Consider the following 16769-nt stretch of genomic DNA (forward strand, 5'->3'; position numbering starts at 1 on the left):
AAATGAGTGCCGGAATAACATTGAAATTCCGGCACTTTCTGTAATATTATCAGAACTTATCACTGATACAATATTTGGCCTATCCAATCAGACGGCCAAACTCAAATTTAAAGATGCCTTTCAATATCCATACTAATATGAAGAATCCTTACGATATCTACTACATCTTCATGTGAAAATCGGAAGAAAATATAGTGTTTACCATGCAGTACCTTACGGTAACCCAACACAACTGAATCAATAGCTTTACCTTCAATTCTTCCCTCACCTATTGCTTCAAAACTGGATAACAAACCGTCGATATACTTTTCCGCCTGATCAAGTGACCACTCATACACTGTGTAATCCCATATTTTTTCCAGATCATGTTCGGCAAGCTTAGTTAACCTGTATTTACTCATTCGATGAATAATTCTGTTTCAACTTGGCCTTGAAGATTGCTGGATTAAAATTTTCTACCCATCCACTTTCTTCACCGTCAATAAGTGCTTGTCGTAATAGTTTTAGTTTTTGCTCTTCATCTTCCAATAAACGAAGTCCTGCCTTAATCACTTCATCGGATGATGTATACCGGCCTGTATCAATTTGATTTTGAATAAATTCGTCAAAATGTTGACCAATTGATATGGATGTATTTTTGCCCATTTCCCTCAAACTTTAATAGGATGAATTCAAAGTTACCAAAAAATTAGCAACAAAAATCTTGTTTGGTTCCATGATACATATGACTTTAAAAAAATGCTTTGAGCGGAATTTACTGACTATTTTTTCCATAAACCTTATAACAAAAGTTTGTCATTGCCATGAATAAAATAAAATCTGTGATCTCGCATTCAGTAATATGTTTAAATACGTTATTTGTAATATAAAGACATCGCCCAATCTTATAACTTTTTTTAATATATTACAATTATCTCCCTGGCAATCAGCATTTTATTTTTTTATTCTCTATGAACAGAAGCACATTTATAAAAAGTACAGCTCTTTTAGGAACCGGTTTGATGATCGGTAAAATACCCGCATTTGCCAATCCCGATTTTCCGGTTGTCAGATTAAATCCTGGTGAACGGAAATTCACCAGCAAGGTTATTGAAGATGCCATTCTGGAATTTCAATCGGCTATTAAAGACAAGGAACTGGGTTGGCTTTTTGGTAATTGTTTCCCAAATACGCTTGATACCACTGTAACTTTTAACGGAAAAGGTGAAAAGCCGGATACATACGTAATCACAGGTGATATTGACGCCATGTGGCTGCGTGACAGTACCGCGCAGGTCTGGCCATATCTTGATTTTATCAAGAAAGATAAAACGCTTCAACAATTGATCGCCGGTGTCATAAACCGTCAGGCTGTTTGTATTTTGAGAGATCCTTATGCAAATGCCTTTTATGACGATCCTAAAAAAACCGGTGAATGGAAAACCGACGAAACGGATATGAAACCGGGTTTGCATGAGCGCAAATGGGAAATCGATTCTCTGTGTTATCCTATCCGGCTTGCCCATCGTTACTGGCAGTTAACTGGTGACACAACACCTTTTGATGCCAAATGGAAAGAAGCGATCATGCTCACGCTTAAAACTTTTAAAGAGCAGCAGAGAAAAAAGGATAATGGGCCTTATCATTTCCAGCGCAAAACTTCCTGGGCAACCGATGGCGTACCGATGAACGGATACGGATATCCGGTAAAACCTGTTGGTTTGATCTGTTCAGCATTTCGTCCAAGCGACGATGCAACGATTTATTCTTTCCTGATACCATCAAACTTTTTCGCTGTTGTAAGCTTGAAACAGGCTGCAAAAATGATTGAAAAAATTAGTGGAGATAAGGCAGCCGCAACTGAATTAAATGCACTCGCGCTGGAAGTCGAAAATGCTTTGAAAATCCATGCAGTGGTTGACAGCAAAGAATATGGCAAGGTATATGCATATGAGGTAAACGGGTATGGAAGTTACAATCTGATGGATGATGCCAATGTCCCGAGTCTTTTGGGACTACCCTATCTGGATGCGCTGCCAGTAAATGACCCGATATACCAGAACACGCGAAAAATGTTGCTGTCGTTAAATAATCCTTTCTTTTTCAAGGGAAAGGCGGGTGAAGGAATAGGCGGGCCGCATATTGGTCTGGATATGATATGGCCGTTGGGAATCATTATCCGCGGACTGACGAGTAACAATGATAAGGAGATAAAACTCTGTATTGATACGCTGAAAAAGTGCCATGGCGGCACAGGTTTCATGCACGAATCTTTTCATAAGGACGATGCCACGAAATTTACAAGATCATGGTTTGCATGGGCTAATACCTTATTCGGAGAGTTTTTATGGGAGACTTACAAAGCGAAACCGCAATTATTTTCATAGAAAAAATTCATCTCCTGATCATATGAATATTTGTGATCAGGAGTTATTTGTCGCAATACCCCCTTTTTTGGGCGCGGATGCACCCTCTTCTTCAAAAGTTGTATTATTAATTTTGTAAATCAAAATTAATAATACATCATGAGAAAACTAAAACTTCAAGTCCAGATCAGTCTTGACGGATATATTGCCGGGCCAAATGGAGAAATGGACTGGATGGTATGGGATTGGGATGAGGCACTGAACAATTATGTAAAACAAATAACCGATCCTGTTGACTGCATCATTCTTGGGCGAAAACTTGCTGAAGAATTTATTCCTTATTGGGCCAATATTGCGACAAAACCTGATGATCCCGATTACATACCAGGAAAAATGATTACCCGGACACCAAAAGTAGTTTTTACCAAAACACTAAACGAGTCAAAATGGGAAAATACGATTCTGGCAAAAGGTGATCTCGTTAAGGAAATTACAAAACTGAAAATGCAGGAAGGAAAAGATATCATTGCTTATGGTGGTGCAACTTTCGCCTCCGCTCTTATTAAAGAAAAACTGCTTGACGAGTTCTATCTACTTTTAGACCCTTCTGCGATAGGCAATGGACTACCTATTTTCAAAGAAATTGATGGTAAACAAAATTATTCACTGATAGAATCAACCTCCTTTGACTGCGGAATTGTCATACTTCGTTACAAACAAAAAGAAGTTATTTTATAGTACGCTTAAAGCTGATACAAGTAAAATTTTGGTATGCAAATACCTATGTATTACATATAACTAACTAATCAATAAGTACTTAAATAAAAAACATTATATGATTCATGAACTGAGAGAAAGCTTATGGAATCAATTTGGTGCAAGTATCGATACGCTGGAAGAGGCAATCCTACTTTGTCCTGAAAACATTTTTTATGAGCATAAAAGGCTCTTTTACATGACCTATCATGTGCTGGTATTTCTGGATTATTATTCAACAATTCCTCCTGTAAATTTCTCACCAAAGCTATCTTTCACAATTGCAGATCCCGACAATTTACCAGAACATGCAATCGATGATTTAGTACCGGACAGGTTTTACACCAAAACAGAATTGCTTGATTATATGCGATCAAGTCGTGAAAAATGCCGAAAATTAATTGCTGGCCTGACTGAGGAAAAAATAAAAAACGAGCGTTTTATCGAAGATTTTGAATCTGATGCAATGAATTATTCTGTTCTGGAAATATTATTTTACAACATGAGGCATGTGCAGCACCACGCGGCGCAGATAAATTTGCTTCTACGTCAGCAGATAAATGATGCACCAAAATGGGTTTTCAGGGCAAAGTAATACTTCGACTGATGGAAATATGGAATTAAAAAGAAAAGCTTAGTAGTGCATTGGATGCTACTAAACTTTTCTTTTGTAACATTTCAAAAACTACAATGCCATTCCGCCTGATATTTCTATACGCTGACCGTTTACCCAACGCGCTTCTTCAGAACATAAAAAGGCAACAACACCACCAATATCTTCAGCCACGCCGGGTCTTCCCAGGGCAGTTACGTTGCTGATAAATTTTTGCATGTTATCATCATTTCTCAAATGTCCTCCGCCAAAATCTGTCATCACCGCTCCCGGTGCAATAATGTTTGCCCTGATCCCGCGCGACCCGTATTCTTTGGCCAGATAACGCGTGAATGTTTCCATGGCACCTTTCATTGAAGCATAAACCGAAGAACCAGGCACCGTTACTCGGGTCAGGCCGGATGATACATTCACGATTCCGCCGCCATCATTTAAAATGGGTAACATTTTTTGTGTCATAAAATAAACACCTTTGAAATGAATGTTCAGCAATTCGTCAAAAGCTTCTTCAGTTACGTCCGCAATTGGAGTATAACCGCCGATACCGGCATTATTTACAAGATAATCGAAACGCGTTGCTGCAAATTTGTTCTGCAAAATATCTTGTAATTGAACCACAAATGAGCCAAAACTTTTGATATCTCCCGTGTTCAGTTGCAGCGCAGCCGCTTTTTGTCCACTTTCCTGAATCTGCGCCACCACATTTTCCGCATCCTTTAACTGGCTGTTGTATGTAATGATGACATCAATTCCTTTTTCTGCAAGGCGTAGTGCCATGTCTTTACCCAATCCGCGGCTACCGCCGGTAATAAGTGCAATTTTATTTTTCTGTTCCATCGTCTGTTTTTATTTTGTTGAACAAAGGTATTCGTATACAGCTTTTTACTGATTATGTAAATCAATCCAAAACTTGTAAAAATCAAATTATTGAATTAATGAATGATTATGGCTTTTCTTGCGACTTGCTTACCTTACTGTATTGAATTTAAAACTACTTTAATATCCATAAAAACTACACGATAAATAGTGAATACGATAAAACCATTCTCAGTCAATATTCCACAGCATCAGCTGGATGATCTCAAATTGAGATTAAATAATACACGCTGGCCCGACGAAATTACAGGGTCCGGCTGGTCATATGGTGCTGATCTTTCTTATATGAAAACATTGACAGATTACTGGCATCACTCGTTTGACTGGCGAAAAACTGAAAAAGAAATCAATGCGTATCCCAATTTCATTGCCGATATAAACGGTTACCAAATACATTTCCTTCACATCAAAGGAAAAGGAAAGCGGTCTATTCCCCTGATCATTACGCACGGATGGCCCGGCTCTTTTCTTGAAATGATGCAATTGATACCACTGCTTACCGAAGATCCGGAAATTTCATTCGACCTGGTAATTCCATCAATTCCCGGATTTGGCTTTTCAGGAAAAGTGCATCAGCCGGGTTGTAATAGTTTCGTGGTAGCTGATCTCTGGCATGATTTGATGACGACTTTGGGCTACGAACACTATGGAGCTCAGGGCGGAGATATTGGCGCCGGTATCAACACCTGGCTTTCATTGAAACATCCTGCAAACGTTATCGGGCTGCATCTTAATTTTATTTCCGGGTCTTATAAACCTTATGTCAAAGAAAATGAAAAGCTTCCGGATGAAGTTATTGCTTTCCAAAAAACCGGGGCCGACTGGTCCGCCAGAGAAGGTGCTTATTCACATATGCATGCTACAAAACCGCTCACAGCTGCTTATGGCTTGAATGATTCGCCTGCGGGTTTATGTGCGTGGATCTTGGAAAAGTTTAATAGCTGGAGTGACCATAAGGGAAATATTGAAAACACGTTTTCAAAGGACGAGCTGCTTGCCAATGTGACTTTGTTCTGGCTTACTGAAACCATTCATTCCTCCATGCGGATCTATAATGAAAACAGCAAAAAGCCTGTTGCTTTTGCTGAAAATGAATTTGTGAAAATTCCGGTTGGTTATGCCAGATTCCCAAAGGAACTTCCTACACCTCCCCGATCCTATATCGAAAAAGGTTTTAACATTGAGCATTGGACAGAGATGCCGGAAGGCGGACATTTTGCGGCTGCGGAACAGCCTCAGTTACTTGCCAATGATATACGGTATTTTTTCACAACCTTAATATAGACTCATTTTGATCCTGTCAGGTACTGATATACCAACTTTAAAAAAGTCAGTTTGCTTAAAATCCGGATACTGATATGGCCAATTCCCGAATTGTGTCAATGAATCCTGATTTTGTGTTAAATCCACTGCATAGGCTCATGATACCTTTGTAGTGTACTAAAAAAGAAAAATATCATGTCAAAAATAATTCTTATTACAGGAGCTTCCCGTGGTTTTGGTAAACTTTGGGCCAAAGCATTATTAGAAAGAGGAGATAAAGTGGCAGCAACCGCCAGAAATGTAGAAAATCTGGATGATCTGATTGAGGAATATGGTGATGCAGTTTTTCCGATTCAGCTGGATGTTAATAACAGAGAAGATTGTTTTGCAGCAGTGAATAAAACCAATGAACATTTTGGCCGTATTGATGTGTTGATCAATAATGCAGGTTTCGGGTTGTTCGGTGCTATTGAAGAAACAACAGAACAGCAGGCCCGCGCTCAGATGGAGACCAACTTTTTTGGACTTCTTTGGGTTACACAAGCAGTCGTTCCGATTATGAGAGCGCAAAAAAGCGGACATATTATTCAGGTTTCAAGTTTCCTTGGACTGGTAACGCTTCCGATTTTAGGACTTTATAATGCCTCAAAATATGCGGTGAACGGGTTGAGTGAAACGCTTGCTGCTGAGGTGAAAAGTTTTGGAATAAACGTAAGTTTGATTGAGCCAAATGGTTTTTCAACAGACTGGTCTGGTGCCTCTGCTTTTCAAACTGAACCGAACGAGGTATATGCGCCGATCAAAAAAGCGTTTGCTGATGGTGCTACTCCGGATACCTGGGGAAAACCGGAAGCTACGACAGATGCTGTATTACAATTAATTGACGCAGAAAACCCTCCTTTACACTTTTTGTTAGGCAAAATTGCATACCCGGGCGTAAAACAAGTTTACAGCGAACGCCTCGCTGAATTCGAAGCCTGGAAAGAAGTATCAGCAGCGGCACACGGCCACTGATAAAATAGAAATATTTAATCCTGAAAGACGATCTGCATGATTATTTTTGCAGATTGTCTTTCATTTATCTGATAATAAAATGAAACATTATAAAAACCTGAGCGACCTGCACCGCGATAACGGATTTCCTCCCAATGAAAATCCCTTGTTCAGTATATATCAATGCAACGGAGCCTGCTCAATAGGTGCGCAGGAGTTTACCAGTGATTTTTATATGCTCGGTTTTAAGAAATTAAAATCCGGTGTGGTTTTATATGGCCGTACCAAATACGATCATGACTGCGGCTCAATGATGTTTGTAAAACCACGGCAGGTTATCGAAATGAGAAATCTTCATTTGGATGAGGATGGCTTTCTGATTTTTATTCATGAGGATTTTTTGAACGGCCATATTCTTCATAATGAGATAAAAAAATATCATTTTTTCGATTATGAAATCAATGAGGCGTTGCATTTGTCTCCAAAGGAGGAAACAACAATTTGGGATCTGTATCGTAAAATTGAAAATGAGTATAACAACAATCAGGATGAATACAGCCGGGAAATCATCCTGGCCAATGTGGGTACAATGCTAAAATATGCCCAGCGTTTTTATAAAAGACAATTTATTAACCGCTCAGAAATTTCCGGAAAAACGGTAAGCAGATTTGTTGAAGAAATGGATGCGTACCTTGCCAACGGATTACTGCATAGCAAAGGGCTTCCTTCCGTCCAATATATGGCTGAGCGTTTGAATATTTCTTCGGGATATTTAACTGATGTGTTAAAACAGGAAAGCGGGAAAACGGCATTGGAGCATATTCACATTTATCTGATTTCGGAAGCAAAAAACCGCCTGAAATATGAAGAACAATCCGTATCAGAAATTGCTTATGCGTTAGGATTTGATAATCTGTCCTATTTTTCAAGACTTTTCAAAAAAGAGGTGGGTATGACGCCAATACTATTTAAGAAGCAATCACTGAATTAAAACGGATTCATTGCGCACCGAGATACGATAAGCCGCCGGACTGCTACCCGTCTGGTTTATAAAATATTTATTCAAGTGGCTGATATCAGTAAAGCCAAACTCATCCGATATTTCATTCAGCCGCTTGTCGCTGAATTTTAAGCGGTGCTGGATCAGTTTTGTTTTGTAACTGCTGATATATTCCTGCATCGTTTCGCCCGTGTGTTTTTTAAAATATCGGCCCAGATATGAATTCGATATCCCAAAATGTCCGCTGACATTTTCTGCTTTTAATTTTTCAGGATAATAAATATTGTTCTGAATATATTGAAGCACGTCAATCGCCTTTTCTTCTGTTGCCATATTTACTTTTTCCGGCAGGAATTTGGCAATATTTCTGGCAATGATAATGATGAGTGTGTTGACGAGCTGATGGATCAGTTCCTGATTATAGATATCTCTGGTTTCATGCTCACGGATGATGGCTTCAATGATCGGGCCTACCAGCATTTTGTCATCTTTATTTCTAAAAATACAGCCGGGCTGGTGATTCGCATTTTGTAAAATGAATTCCAGCCTTTTTACATTCTCCGCAACAATTCCGTTGTTTTTAATATAAATATCATTGAATTGAAGAAAAAAAAGCTGACTGGTCGTTTGAATATCAAACGAATGACAATCATCCGGCGTTAGCAAAAACAAATGTCCGGCCCGATATGCAAAGCTGCTCTTATTGATACACTGCAAGCCCGTACCTGAACGGACATAAACCAGTTCAAAAAAACTGTGGGCATGTTCCGGCTTAGGACAAACGTCCAGCGTTTCATACTTAATAACATACGGCGCGTGTAATATTTCTTTTTGCATGCAGCAAATATACTAACTTAACGAAAATATATACTACTATCTATTCATCCTGATAGTATAATTTTGCGGTATAACTTAAAAACAAACAAATGAAAACGATGATATTGGTTGAGCCGGGATCAACAGAAAACTTAAAAATGACAGAAGTTTCCGTACCACAAATTAAGGCTGACGAGGTTTTGATCAAAGTAAAATCAATCAGCATTAATCCGGTTGATGCTAAAACACGTCTGGGCGGCGGAGTTTATAAATATGGTGGTGTAAGTAAGCAATCAGCGTTGGTTCTGGGCTGGGATATATCGGGCGTAGTGACCGAATCCAAATCAGGTCTGTTTAATGTTGGTGACGAAGTTTTTGGTATGGTGAATTTCCCGGGCGTTGGTAATGCCTACGCAGAATATGTAGCAGCACCCGCCGATCACCTGGCTTTGAAACCCGCTGACATATCGCACGACGAGGCTGCCGCAGCAACCCTTGCCGCACTTACGGCCTTGCAGGTATTTACTGATGCCGGGGTAAAAAAAGGTGACAGGGTTTTGATTCACGCCGCCTCTGGAGGCGTCGGGCATTATGCTGTGCAGCTCGCAAAACATCTGGGTGCTTATGTTATCGGCACCTCATCTGCTGCAAACCGGGATTTTGTCCTTTCCTTAGGAGCCGATGAACATATCGATTATCAAAACCAGTCCTTGGCAGATGCGACAAAAGATATTGATTTCGCATTCGACTGCGTGGGTTCGAATAGCGTTATACAGTCTTTGCCAGTACTTAAAAATGGCGGAAAAGTTACCACTATCGTTGGTCAGATTAGCGAGGAAGTAAATGAAAAACTAAAATCTGAAAATATTCAGGGTAAATTGTTACTGGTCCATTCCAGTGGAACCGATATGAAGTTTTTAGCGCAGCTCATTGCGGATGGAAAGCTTAAATCTCATGTATCAAAAACCTTTTCCTTTGACCAAATGGCAGAGGCGCACGCCCAGATCGAAAGCGGACGGACAGTTGGTAAAATTGTTGTGACGTTATAATGCAGGTGCAAAAAGGATAATAATCTTTGATCAAAACCACCAGATAGATAAACTGACAATAAAAGTCCCGGATTGCACGAGGCACAGAATTTTCATTATAGTATTATCACATTAAAACGAACTATATGAGTACTGAAAAAGCCATTTTGGCAGGCGGTTGCTTTTGGGGAGTGGAAGAACTTTTCAGACATCAGCCGGGTGTAATTTCAACAGTTGTGGGATATACAGGCGGTGATGTTCCCAATGCAACTTACCGGAATCATGGAACACATGCAGAAGGAATCGAGATTGTGTTTGATCCGGCTCAATTAAGCTATCGCAAACTCCTTGAATATTTCTTCCAGATTCATAATCCGACAACGCGAAATCGTCAGGGAAATGATATCGGGATGTCTTATCGTTCAGCTATTTTTTATCTGGATGAAACACAACGTGAAGTTGCTACCGGGCTTATTGCAGAAATGGAAGCATCGGGTATCTGGCCCGGCAAGATTGTCACAGAAGTAGTGCCTGCCACAGATTTCTGGAATGCAGAGGTTGAACATCAGGATTATTTGCAAAAAAACCCGGGCGGATATACCTGCCACTTCGAGAGACCTGACTGGAAACTGGTTTAAGAAAAATTAAAAATAAATAGGAACGGCCACCTTACAGAAAGATGGCCGTTCCTATTTATTTTTTTTAAATCCTCTTTACAATTCAGAAATATTTCCAGTATCCGAAATAATCTTTATCCCACTTCTTTTCATCAATGCACGGGCATTGAAGTCTGTGCATATTCCTTTTGTCAGCCTGTAATTGAAAATAATTTCATCATCATTTATTTCACTGTTAAAGCTGTAATTCGTTATGTTTTTTTGATTTGCGGTTAATTTGGCCAGTTCGAGATCATGTGTTGAAATAATCCCAAAAGCATTAAGCCCGGCCAACTGTTTTATCAGCGAAGCGCCACCAGCATACCGATCCTGAGAATTAGTGCCCTTGAACATTTCATCCAGAAGGAAAAAAACAGGTTCACCGCTTTCAACCAGTTTCAGGAGTTGTTCTATTCTTTTAAGTTCAGCGTAAAAAGAAGAAATTCCCTCTTCGAGATTGTCCTGCGTTCGCATACTGGTAAATATTTTAAGATGCGATACGCGCCCCGACCGTGCGCAGCAAGGCGCTCCCATAAACGCTAAAACCAGGTTGATACCCACCGATCTTAAAAAGGTACTTTTTCCCGCCATGTTTGACCCGGTAATCAATGCAATTTCGCCACGGCCATGAAAAGCAAAATCGTTATAAACCCTTTTTCCATTAAGAATCAAAGGATGGCTGAGTTCCTTAAAATCAATAACATAAGGTTCCGCTACAATTTCAGGGAAAGTGAAAGTATCATTTGAACAGGCAAATCCGGCCAGGCTGCTTAAAACCTCAAATTCACTGACCGCAGACGCCCAGGAAATCAGAAAAGGCCTGTTTTTCTTTTTCCATTTTTCAGTCATGATAATCAGATAAAAATCAAAAAACCACAGACTATTGAAAATACCATAAAAATCATTTTTACCAATAGAACCCTTTGTCCCCTTTGTCTGAAATATTTCCAGTATTGTTCTTAATCCATTGATTTCTTTGGACGCAGAATAACTATTCTGATTGAAAACAGAACGAAGACGTTGAAGTAAAACGGAATCAAATTCTTCTGTTTCAATTCTGTCGATCAGTGCCTGGTAGCCGCCCAATGTCTTGATATTGGCATGTGTACTATCAATAATTTCTTCCGAAATATGCCTCGTGGTTTTCAAAATACGCCGGTTTATAAACAAGCTGATCACCAATGGGAGTATATAATAAAAGGAAAAAGTGACTTCCGATAATAAACCGTAAAGGAAATAAGCCGCTGCCGACGTAGACAAAATTGACAACAATATACTTATTACCAGGTATTTAAATTGATGGGGAAGTAACTTTGCCGGCTTTTCTATCCAGGTGAGCAATTTATTAAATGCACTTTTCTCATTATTAAACCGCATTCCCGATGCCTGAAAATCCTGTCGCCAGTCTATTTTAGGCGTAAGTTCTTTTACAGCTTTCTGCCGTTCCAAAATTTCGTCCCGGGACGCTGGCTCTCCGAGCCAGCGTGCCAGTAAAGATTGACCAAACTCCGTTGTAGTACGATTAATAAGCTGGAAAAGTGAATGGGTCCCGAAAATATCAAAATCTGATACGAAAGGATGATTCCGATTGACAAACATTTGCCCGGAAGGAAAACCAGATAACCCATTTTCCTGTCTTAACAGCTCATCTTCATTTATTTCTAACAAGAAATCCACATGCTGTTTCTCCAAAGAAAGTTTGGAGTAGCGTTTTACTATTAAGACAAAAGCAAGAATACAAACCGGAACAACCAGAAGTAAAGGCACGATTAATTTTTCATTTGCCAGAATAAGAATGATGATTACAGACAATAAAAAAACACCCAATCGCCATGTAGAAACCCCCTTCAATTCAGTCGATAACGCTGCACTCTTCGTTTTATATCGCTGAATATTATTAATGTACACGCTCATGGACTTTCCTTTTTGGCTTTTAATTTAATTAAATATAATTTCTTCCAAAATCCATTACTGGTATCGTTTTTGTATAGGTTGAAATATATGGAAGGTACTACTGCTTTTTCACAAAATAAATTATTTCAATTATGAAAACTACGAAAAACATAATAGGGTTAGGTATTATAACAGGCGTTGTTGTTTTTGCTTTCATGAGATCAGTCGGTAATAGAATGAACCGTAAATCACTTGGCCCAAGAAACGCAGAAGTTCAATTAACTTAGTATTCAGTTATTAAATATTCAAAAAACCGCTATTAGAATAAGAGTTCTGATAGCGGTTTTTTTATACATTTTCACGGTAAGCGTATCCACTGATATTGGCAATTATAGTTAATAATAATCTTATTTATAACTTAACTTTTAAATGAATAAATTTTCGGTTAAATTTACATTATGAGACCACTTGATCCAGCCAAACAGGAAAAGATTATACAGTCAGTATTTGAGATCACGGGCAAACATGGGCTTGCCGGAATTAATATTGCTGACATCAGCAAGGCGGCCGGTGTAGGTACGGGTACTTTATATACTTATTTCAAAAATAAAGAAGAGATCGTCCAATCTGCTTATTCGAGTGTCGAAGATAAGATGACCGAAAAAATGTATGAGCGTTTTGACATCAACCTGCCCGTAAAGCAATCGCTGAAACTGATATATGTCAATATGCTGAATTACAGACTAAATCATTATAATGAGACCGTATTTATAGATCACTATATACAATCAAATTACATTCAGCTCAATTTTTCGAAGCAGATGGCAGAATATGAGCAGCAAAACAAACCGCTCTATGACCTGCTGAAAAAAGGACAAAATGAAGGTATCATCAAAAATCAGGCGCCCATCATGCTCATCAGTTTTTTTGACGGAGCTGTCCGCTCCTGCTCAACCGGGATCGTTCAAAAGTTATTTCCACTAACACAGCAGATCATAGACGATTGCTTCGATTTACTTTGGCGAGGTATAACACAATAAATTTTTTTTAGTTTTTAACCGAATATATTTTCAATTAAATACAGAATCAATATGAGTAACTTAAAAGATAAAACCATCATCATAACCGGTGCAGCGATGGGTCTTGGGCTGGCAACTGCGTTTGAATGTGCATCAAAAGGAGCAAATCTTGCTCTGATAGATTTCAACGCGTCGTCTTTGGAAAAGGCTAAAACAGCCATTTTGGAAAAATTCCCGGATGTGAAACTGATCGTCATTATAGCTGATGTGTCTGACGAAGCCGCGGTAAAAGCTTATGTTGAAGAAACCGTAAAAACGTTTGGACGCATTGACGGATTTTACAATAATGCCGGTATTGAAGGCCGCCAGGCACCTATGACGGCATATGATATGGACGTGTTCAAAAAAGTTATCGATATTAATTTGATGGGTACTTATTATGGAATGCGTTATGTAATTCCTGTGATGCAGGATCAAAAATATGGCCGGATCGTTAACGTAGCTTCGGTGGGCGGTATCCGTGGTGTGATGAACCAAACACCTTATGTAGCCAGCAAACATGCCGTTTCGGGAATGACCAAAAATGCAGCACTGGAATATGCGAAATTCAATATCAGCACCAATGCAATCGCGCCCGGAGCCATTCTCACGCCCATGGTTGCAGAGGCATTTGTGCAGGTAAATCCAGCAGATCCCAAAGCAGCGCAAACGCAATATGCCCAGTCTAATCCCAGCAAACGATTGGGCCAGCCCGAGGAAGTTGCCAAGGTTGTCGCTTTTCTTTTAAGCGAAGATTGCTCCTATGTGAATGGACAAACGATTGCTATTGACGGCGGACAGTCGAATAGTTATGGTAATGTTTAAGGAGTCCTAATTACCAAAAAGGATTCCCGAACCAAAAATAGTATTGGTTTGGGAATCCTTTTTTGGTCAAACCATATTCAACATATTCATATTCGGATAAATATGTTATATTAGTATTGTTGCCTGACTGATTTAAGATCGAAATATATTTGATGGTAATCTTTATGTGCAACACTTCTTTAATACATTACTTAATCTTTAACCTGGATCAACCAATTTTCCATGCGCTTCAATTTTTTACTTTCAATCCTACTTTCCTGTTTTGCTCTTTTCCCCGTTTTCTCCCAGAATCTCAAACTGGACAAAAACACTAAAAACGCTTTGAGCAAGGTTGATACTTCAAAAATAAAACGTGACATTACTTACCTGGCCGATGATAAATTAAAGGGAAGACTTCCCGGAAAAGAAGGTTATCAAATGGCGGTTGATTATGTTGTAGATCAATATAAACAAATAGGATTAATGCCTGCGGGAGAAAACGGCACTTTTGTTCAAAAACTGATTCTTCGAAAAGCCACAATAAATGTAAAATCATCGCTGGCGATATTGAAAGATAAAAATGGAAATGAAGATACACTTTCCATTGGCAAGGATATAACGATTTTACCAAACGCTTTGCAGGCCAAAACAGTAACAGAAGCGCAGCTCGTATTTGCCGGTTATGGGATTGATATGCCGGGAAAATATTCGGATTATGATAGATTGGATGTAAAGGGAAAAATTGTGGTATTGTTAAATGGTGCTCCGGCGAATCTGCAATTGCCTTCCAGCATTCAGGCACATTTTGGAAGTCCAGCATCAAAAATGACAATCGCAGCTTCCAAAGGAGCAGTTGGAGTCATAATGAGCACAGCCCTTCCTACTCCGGCAAGTACGGCAATTCCAAGTATTTCCGTAGCGATGGATCCCGCCAAAACAGTGGCAGTTGGCCGCAGTGCGCTTGGAAAACTTCAACTGAGTGCTCGTGTACCCAATGCCGAATTGATCAGGATATTTATGAATTCCGGTAAAAATCTGAAACAGGTTTTGAGTATTCTGGAACAGGGAAAACCATCTTCTTTTGAATTACCCGTGTCCATCCGCGTTCAATATACGAGCGAATATAAGGATGTTGAGAGTTATAATGTCATTGCGAAAATTGAAGGAACAGATCAAAATCTGAAAAACGAATATGTCATTCACACAGCCCATCTTGACCATGTGGGAATAGCAATGCCGGTAAGAGGAGATTCAATTTATAATGGCGCACATGACAATGCCTCCGGAGTGGCCTGTCTGTTGGAAATAGCCAGAATCTATAAACGTACAGGTGTGAAACCCCGCCGGTCTGTTTTGATCGTGATGACAACCGCGGAAGAAATGGGTTTGCTTGGATCTGCCTATTTCTCATCATTTCCCACCGTGCCGAAATCTCAGATTGTGGCCGATGTAAATACAGATATGCCTACGCTTATTGCTCCGCTTTTATCGGTGGCACCGCTTGGCGCAGAGCATTCCAGCATTGATCAACACGTTGCTTTCGCATGTGAACAGTTGGGTATCGAAAAACAAAAGGATCCAATGCCGGAGGAAGCACGGTTTGTCCGCAGCGACCAGTACAGTTTTGTTTTGGAGGGTATACCAGCGTTACACATTAAATATGGTCTAAAAACTGTCGATCCTTCTTTCGATCTGGTTAAATTTACAAAGCAATGGAGAGATGCCAATTATCACAAGCCGTCAGACGAAATAACAAACGGCTTCGATTTTGAAGCTGCAAAAAAATATGTTCAGCTTAATTTTCTGATTAGTTACTCCATCGCTCAAACCACTGAAAGACCTAAATGGAATGCCGGTGATTTTTTCGGAAAAGCAATTCAATAATAATTTCACGCAGAGCAGGAAAGGAAAAATAGAAGAACACAGTAATAACTTTGCGAAAGTAAATTTCACGCAGAGCAGGAAAGAAAAAAGGCAGAGTACGCAAAGTGTTATCTAAAATTAACTTTGCGATCTTAAACAAAAACTTTGCCCCTTTGCGTGAAACCCAAAGAATCAAAATGAAAGAATTATCAGATTTTATAAAATCAAAAACAACAATAGAAGAAACTACCCTTCAGGCAATTCTTTCAAAATTCAAGATAAAAAAGGTAAAAAAAGGTGATCTGATTCTAAAACGGGGTCAGATTGCCTATCAATATTTCTACATCAAATCTGGGGCACTTCGCTTTTTTTATGGTGAAGGAGATCAGCAACTTACGGCCTGGGTCGTTTTTCAAGATGAATTTTTTGCTGAAATTTCCAGCCTTAGCCCACAAAAGCCAACACGCTTTAACATTGAAGCCATAGAAAATGCTGAATTGTTTTATATTGATAAACCGGACATGGAGAAGCTTTATAAGCAATTTCCGGCCTGGCAGGAATTTGGCAGAATAACCTGGGAAGCAATGGCCGTTCGCATGATCGATCAAATTATCAGTTTCCAAACTTTGTCTGCCGAAGAGCGCTATCTCGAATTCTTGGCAAATTCTGAACTCATGCAGAGAGTGCCAGTAAAACAAATCGCATCCTATCTGGGCATAACGCCAAACGCGCTCAGCAGGATCAGGAAAAATATTAAGAAAATATGATTTACTACCAAATGGTAGTTTTTGCCGCCCAAAAGGCA

Annotated in this window: 17 protein-coding genes; 12 read left to right on the plus strand and 5 right to left on the minus strand. The window is 39.4% G+C overall.

Annotated features, from left to right (window positions below; translation table 11 throughout):
- Window positions 1-107 precede the first annotated feature (107 nt).
- Both LXL81_RS11060 and LXL81_RS11065 read right to left on the minus strand, forming a co-directional pair.
- Entirely contained in the window at window positions 108-401 is a 294-nt protein-coding gene (locus LXL81_RS11060) for a type II toxin-antitoxin system RelE/ParE family toxin (RefSeq protein WP_234646841.1), read from the minus strand.
- Complete coding sequence (locus LXL81_RS11065) at window positions 394-645, minus strand: type II toxin-antitoxin system ParD family antitoxin (protein WP_234646842.1); 252 nt, start codon at window positions 643-645, stop codon at window positions 394-396. Before LXL81_RS11065 ends, LXL81_RS11060 begins: the two co-directional genes overlap by 8 nt.
- A gap of 305 nt (window positions 646-950) precedes the next feature.
- Between LXL81_RS11065 and LXL81_RS11070 the strand changes: the two genes are divergently transcribed.
- From LXL81_RS11070 to LXL81_RS11080, 3 genes are all read left to right on the plus strand, one after another.
- Window positions 951-2366, plus strand: coding sequence for a glycoside hydrolase family 125 protein (locus LXL81_RS11070; protein ID WP_234646843.1), 1416 nt, complete (start codon window positions 951-953; stop codon window positions 2364-2366).
- A 138-nt stretch (window positions 2367-2504) separates the two neighbouring features.
- Window positions 2505-3083 (plus strand): dihydrofolate reductase family protein, encoded by a 579-nt coding sequence (locus LXL81_RS11075; RefSeq protein WP_234646844.1) that lies wholly within the window; start codon window positions 2505-2507, stop codon window positions 3081-3083.
- A gap of 97 nt (window positions 3084-3180) precedes the next feature.
- Window positions 3181-3696, plus strand: coding sequence for a DinB family protein (locus LXL81_RS11080; protein ID WP_234646845.1), 516 nt, complete (start codon window positions 3181-3183; stop codon window positions 3694-3696).
- Between the two features lie 90 nt (window positions 3697-3786).
- Here the strand turns inward: LXL81_RS11080 and LXL81_RS11085 are convergent, their stop codons facing one another.
- Window positions 3787-4551 carry an SDR family NAD(P)-dependent oxidoreductase gene (locus LXL81_RS11085; protein WP_234646846.1) on the minus strand — a complete coding sequence of 255 codons (765 nt, stop codon included), beginning with the start codon at window positions 4549-4551 and terminating at the stop codon, window positions 3787-3789.
- Between the two features lie 189 nt (window positions 4552-4740).
- On the opposite strand from LXL81_RS11085, the gene LXL81_RS11090 reads away from it, so the two are divergent.
- From LXL81_RS11090 to LXL81_RS11100, 3 genes are all read left to right on the plus strand, one after another.
- On the plus strand, window positions 4741-5874 hold the full coding sequence (locus tag LXL81_RS11090) for an epoxide hydrolase family protein (RefSeq protein WP_234646847.1): 1134 nt from the start codon (window positions 4741-4743) through the stop codon (window positions 5872-5874).
- 174 nt (window positions 5875-6048) lie between these two features.
- The gene (locus LXL81_RS11095) at window positions 6049-6867 is read left to right on the plus strand and encodes an SDR family NAD(P)-dependent oxidoreductase (RefSeq protein WP_234646848.1); all 819 of its coding nucleotides are present in this window, start codon (window positions 6049-6051) and stop codon (window positions 6865-6867) included.
- A 79-nt stretch (window positions 6868-6946) separates the two neighbouring features.
- Window positions 6947-7837: an AraC family transcriptional regulator gene (locus LXL81_RS11100; protein WP_234646849.1), complete on the plus strand. Its 891-nt coding sequence runs from the start codon at window positions 6947-6949 to the stop codon at window positions 7835-7837.
- Here LXL81_RS11100 and LXL81_RS11105 read toward each other — a convergent pair.
- Complete coding sequence (locus tag LXL81_RS11105; protein WP_234646850.1) at window positions 7826-8683, minus strand: AraC family transcriptional regulator; 858 nt, start codon at window positions 8681-8683, stop codon at window positions 7826-7828. The genes LXL81_RS11100 and LXL81_RS11105 overlap by 12 nt on opposite strands.
- Window positions 8684-8772: 89 nt before the next feature.
- Here LXL81_RS11105 and LXL81_RS11110 point away from each other — a divergent pair, with 89 nt between their 5' ends.
- Window positions 8773-9711 carry an NADP-dependent oxidoreductase gene (locus LXL81_RS11110; RefSeq protein WP_234646851.1) on the plus strand — a complete coding sequence of 313 codons (939 nt, stop codon included), beginning with the start codon at window positions 8773-8775 and terminating at the stop codon, window positions 9709-9711.
- 125 nt (window positions 9712-9836) lie between these two features.
- Complete coding sequence (gene msrA / locus LXL81_RS11115) at window positions 9837-10328, plus strand: peptide-methionine (S)-S-oxide reductase MsrA (protein ID WP_234646852.1); 492 nt, start codon at window positions 9837-9839, stop codon at window positions 10326-10328.
- 75 nt (window positions 10329-10403) lie between these two features.
- Here the strand turns inward: msrA and LXL81_RS11120 are convergent, their stop codons facing one another.
- Window positions 10404-12260 (minus strand): MutS-related protein, encoded by a 1857-nt coding sequence (locus LXL81_RS11120; RefSeq protein WP_234646853.1) that lies wholly within the window; start codon window positions 12258-12260, stop codon window positions 10404-10406.
- Between the two features lie 437 nt (window positions 12261-12697).
- On the opposite strand from LXL81_RS11120, the gene LXL81_RS11125 reads away from it, so the two are divergent.
- From LXL81_RS11125 to LXL81_RS11140, 4 genes are all read left to right on the plus strand, one after another.
- Window positions 12698-13279 (plus strand): TetR/AcrR family transcriptional regulator, encoded by a 582-nt coding sequence (locus LXL81_RS11125; protein ID WP_234646854.1) that lies wholly within the window; start codon window positions 12698-12700, stop codon window positions 13277-13279.
- Window positions 13280-13330: 51 nt separating this feature from the next.
- Window positions 13331-14122, plus strand: coding sequence for a glucose 1-dehydrogenase (locus tag LXL81_RS11130; RefSeq protein ID WP_234646855.1), 792 nt, complete (start codon window positions 13331-13333; stop codon window positions 14120-14122).
- Between the two features lie 222 nt (window positions 14123-14344).
- Window positions 14345-15985, plus strand: coding sequence for a M28 family peptidase (locus tag LXL81_RS11135; RefSeq protein WP_234646856.1), 1641 nt, complete (start codon window positions 14345-14347; stop codon window positions 15983-15985).
- 176 nt (window positions 15986-16161) lie between these two features.
- The gene (locus tag LXL81_RS11140) at window positions 16162-16731 is read left to right on the plus strand and encodes a Crp/Fnr family transcriptional regulator (RefSeq protein WP_234646857.1); all 570 of its coding nucleotides are present in this window, start codon (window positions 16162-16164) and stop codon (window positions 16729-16731) included.
- The last annotated feature ends 38 nt before the right edge of the window (window positions 16732-16769 follow it).

Origin of the sequence: Dyadobacter sp. CY356 (assembly GCF_021440195.1) — a bacterium.
Classification (GTDB): domain Bacteria; phylum Bacteroidota; class Bacteroidia; order Cytophagales; family Spirosomataceae; genus Dyadobacter.

Excerpts from the sequence above, each read along its gene's own strand:
- LXL81_RS11060 (WP_234646841.1), bottom strand. The coding sequence starts at position 401 with ATGAGTAAATACAGGTTAACTAAGCTTGCCGAACATGATCTGGAAAAA.
- LXL81_RS11140 (WP_234646857.1), top strand. The coding sequence starts at position 16,162 with ATGAAAGAATTATCAGATTTTATAAAATCAAAAACAACAATAGAAGAA.
- msrA (WP_234646852.1), top strand. The coding sequence starts at position 9,837 with ATGAGTACTGAAAAAGCCATTTTGGCAGGCGGTTGCTTTTGGGGAGTG.
- LXL81_RS11130 (WP_234646855.1), top strand. The coding sequence starts at position 13,331 with ATGAGTAACTTAAAAGATAAAACCATCATCATAACCGGTGCAGCGATG.
- LXL81_RS11120 (WP_234646853.1), bottom strand. The coding sequence starts at position 12,260 with ATGAGCGTGTACATTAATAATATTCAGCGATATAAAACGAAGAGTGCA.
- LXL81_RS11085 (WP_234646846.1), bottom strand. The coding sequence starts at position 4,551 with ATGGAACAGAAAAATAAAATTGCACTTATTACCGGCGGTAGCCGCGGA.
- LXL81_RS11110 (WP_234646851.1), top strand. The coding sequence starts at position 8,773 with ATGAAAACGATGATATTGGTTGAGCCGGGATCAACAGAAAACTTAAAA.
- LXL81_RS11080 (WP_234646845.1), top strand. The coding sequence starts at position 3,181 with ATGATTCATGAACTGAGAGAAAGCTTATGGAATCAATTTGGTGCAAGT.
- LXL81_RS11125 (WP_234646854.1), top strand. The coding sequence starts at position 12,698 with ATGAGACCACTTGATCCAGCCAAACAGGAAAAGATTATACAGTCAGTA.
- LXL81_RS11070 (WP_234646843.1), top strand. The coding sequence starts at position 951 with ATGAACAGAAGCACATTTATAAAAAGTACAGCTCTTTTAGGAACCGGT.
- LXL81_RS11100 (WP_234646849.1), top strand. The coding sequence starts at position 6,947 with ATGAAACATTATAAAAACCTGAGCGACCTGCACCGCGATAACGGATTT.
- LXL81_RS11095 (WP_234646848.1), top strand. The coding sequence starts at position 6,049 with ATGTCAAAAATAATTCTTATTACAGGAGCTTCCCGTGGTTTTGGTAAA.
- LXL81_RS11105 (WP_234646850.1), bottom strand. The coding sequence starts at position 8,683 with ATGCAAAAAGAAATATTACACGCGCCGTATGTTATTAAGTATGAAACG.
- LXL81_RS11065 (WP_234646842.1), bottom strand. The coding sequence starts at position 645 with ATGGGCAAAAATACATCCATATCAATTGGTCAACATTTTGACGAATTT.
- LXL81_RS11075 (WP_234646844.1), top strand. The coding sequence starts at position 2,505 with ATGAGAAAACTAAAACTTCAAGTCCAGATCAGTCTTGACGGATATATT.
- LXL81_RS11135 (WP_234646856.1), top strand. The coding sequence starts at position 14,345 with ATGCGCTTCAATTTTTTACTTTCAATCCTACTTTCCTGTTTTGCTCTT.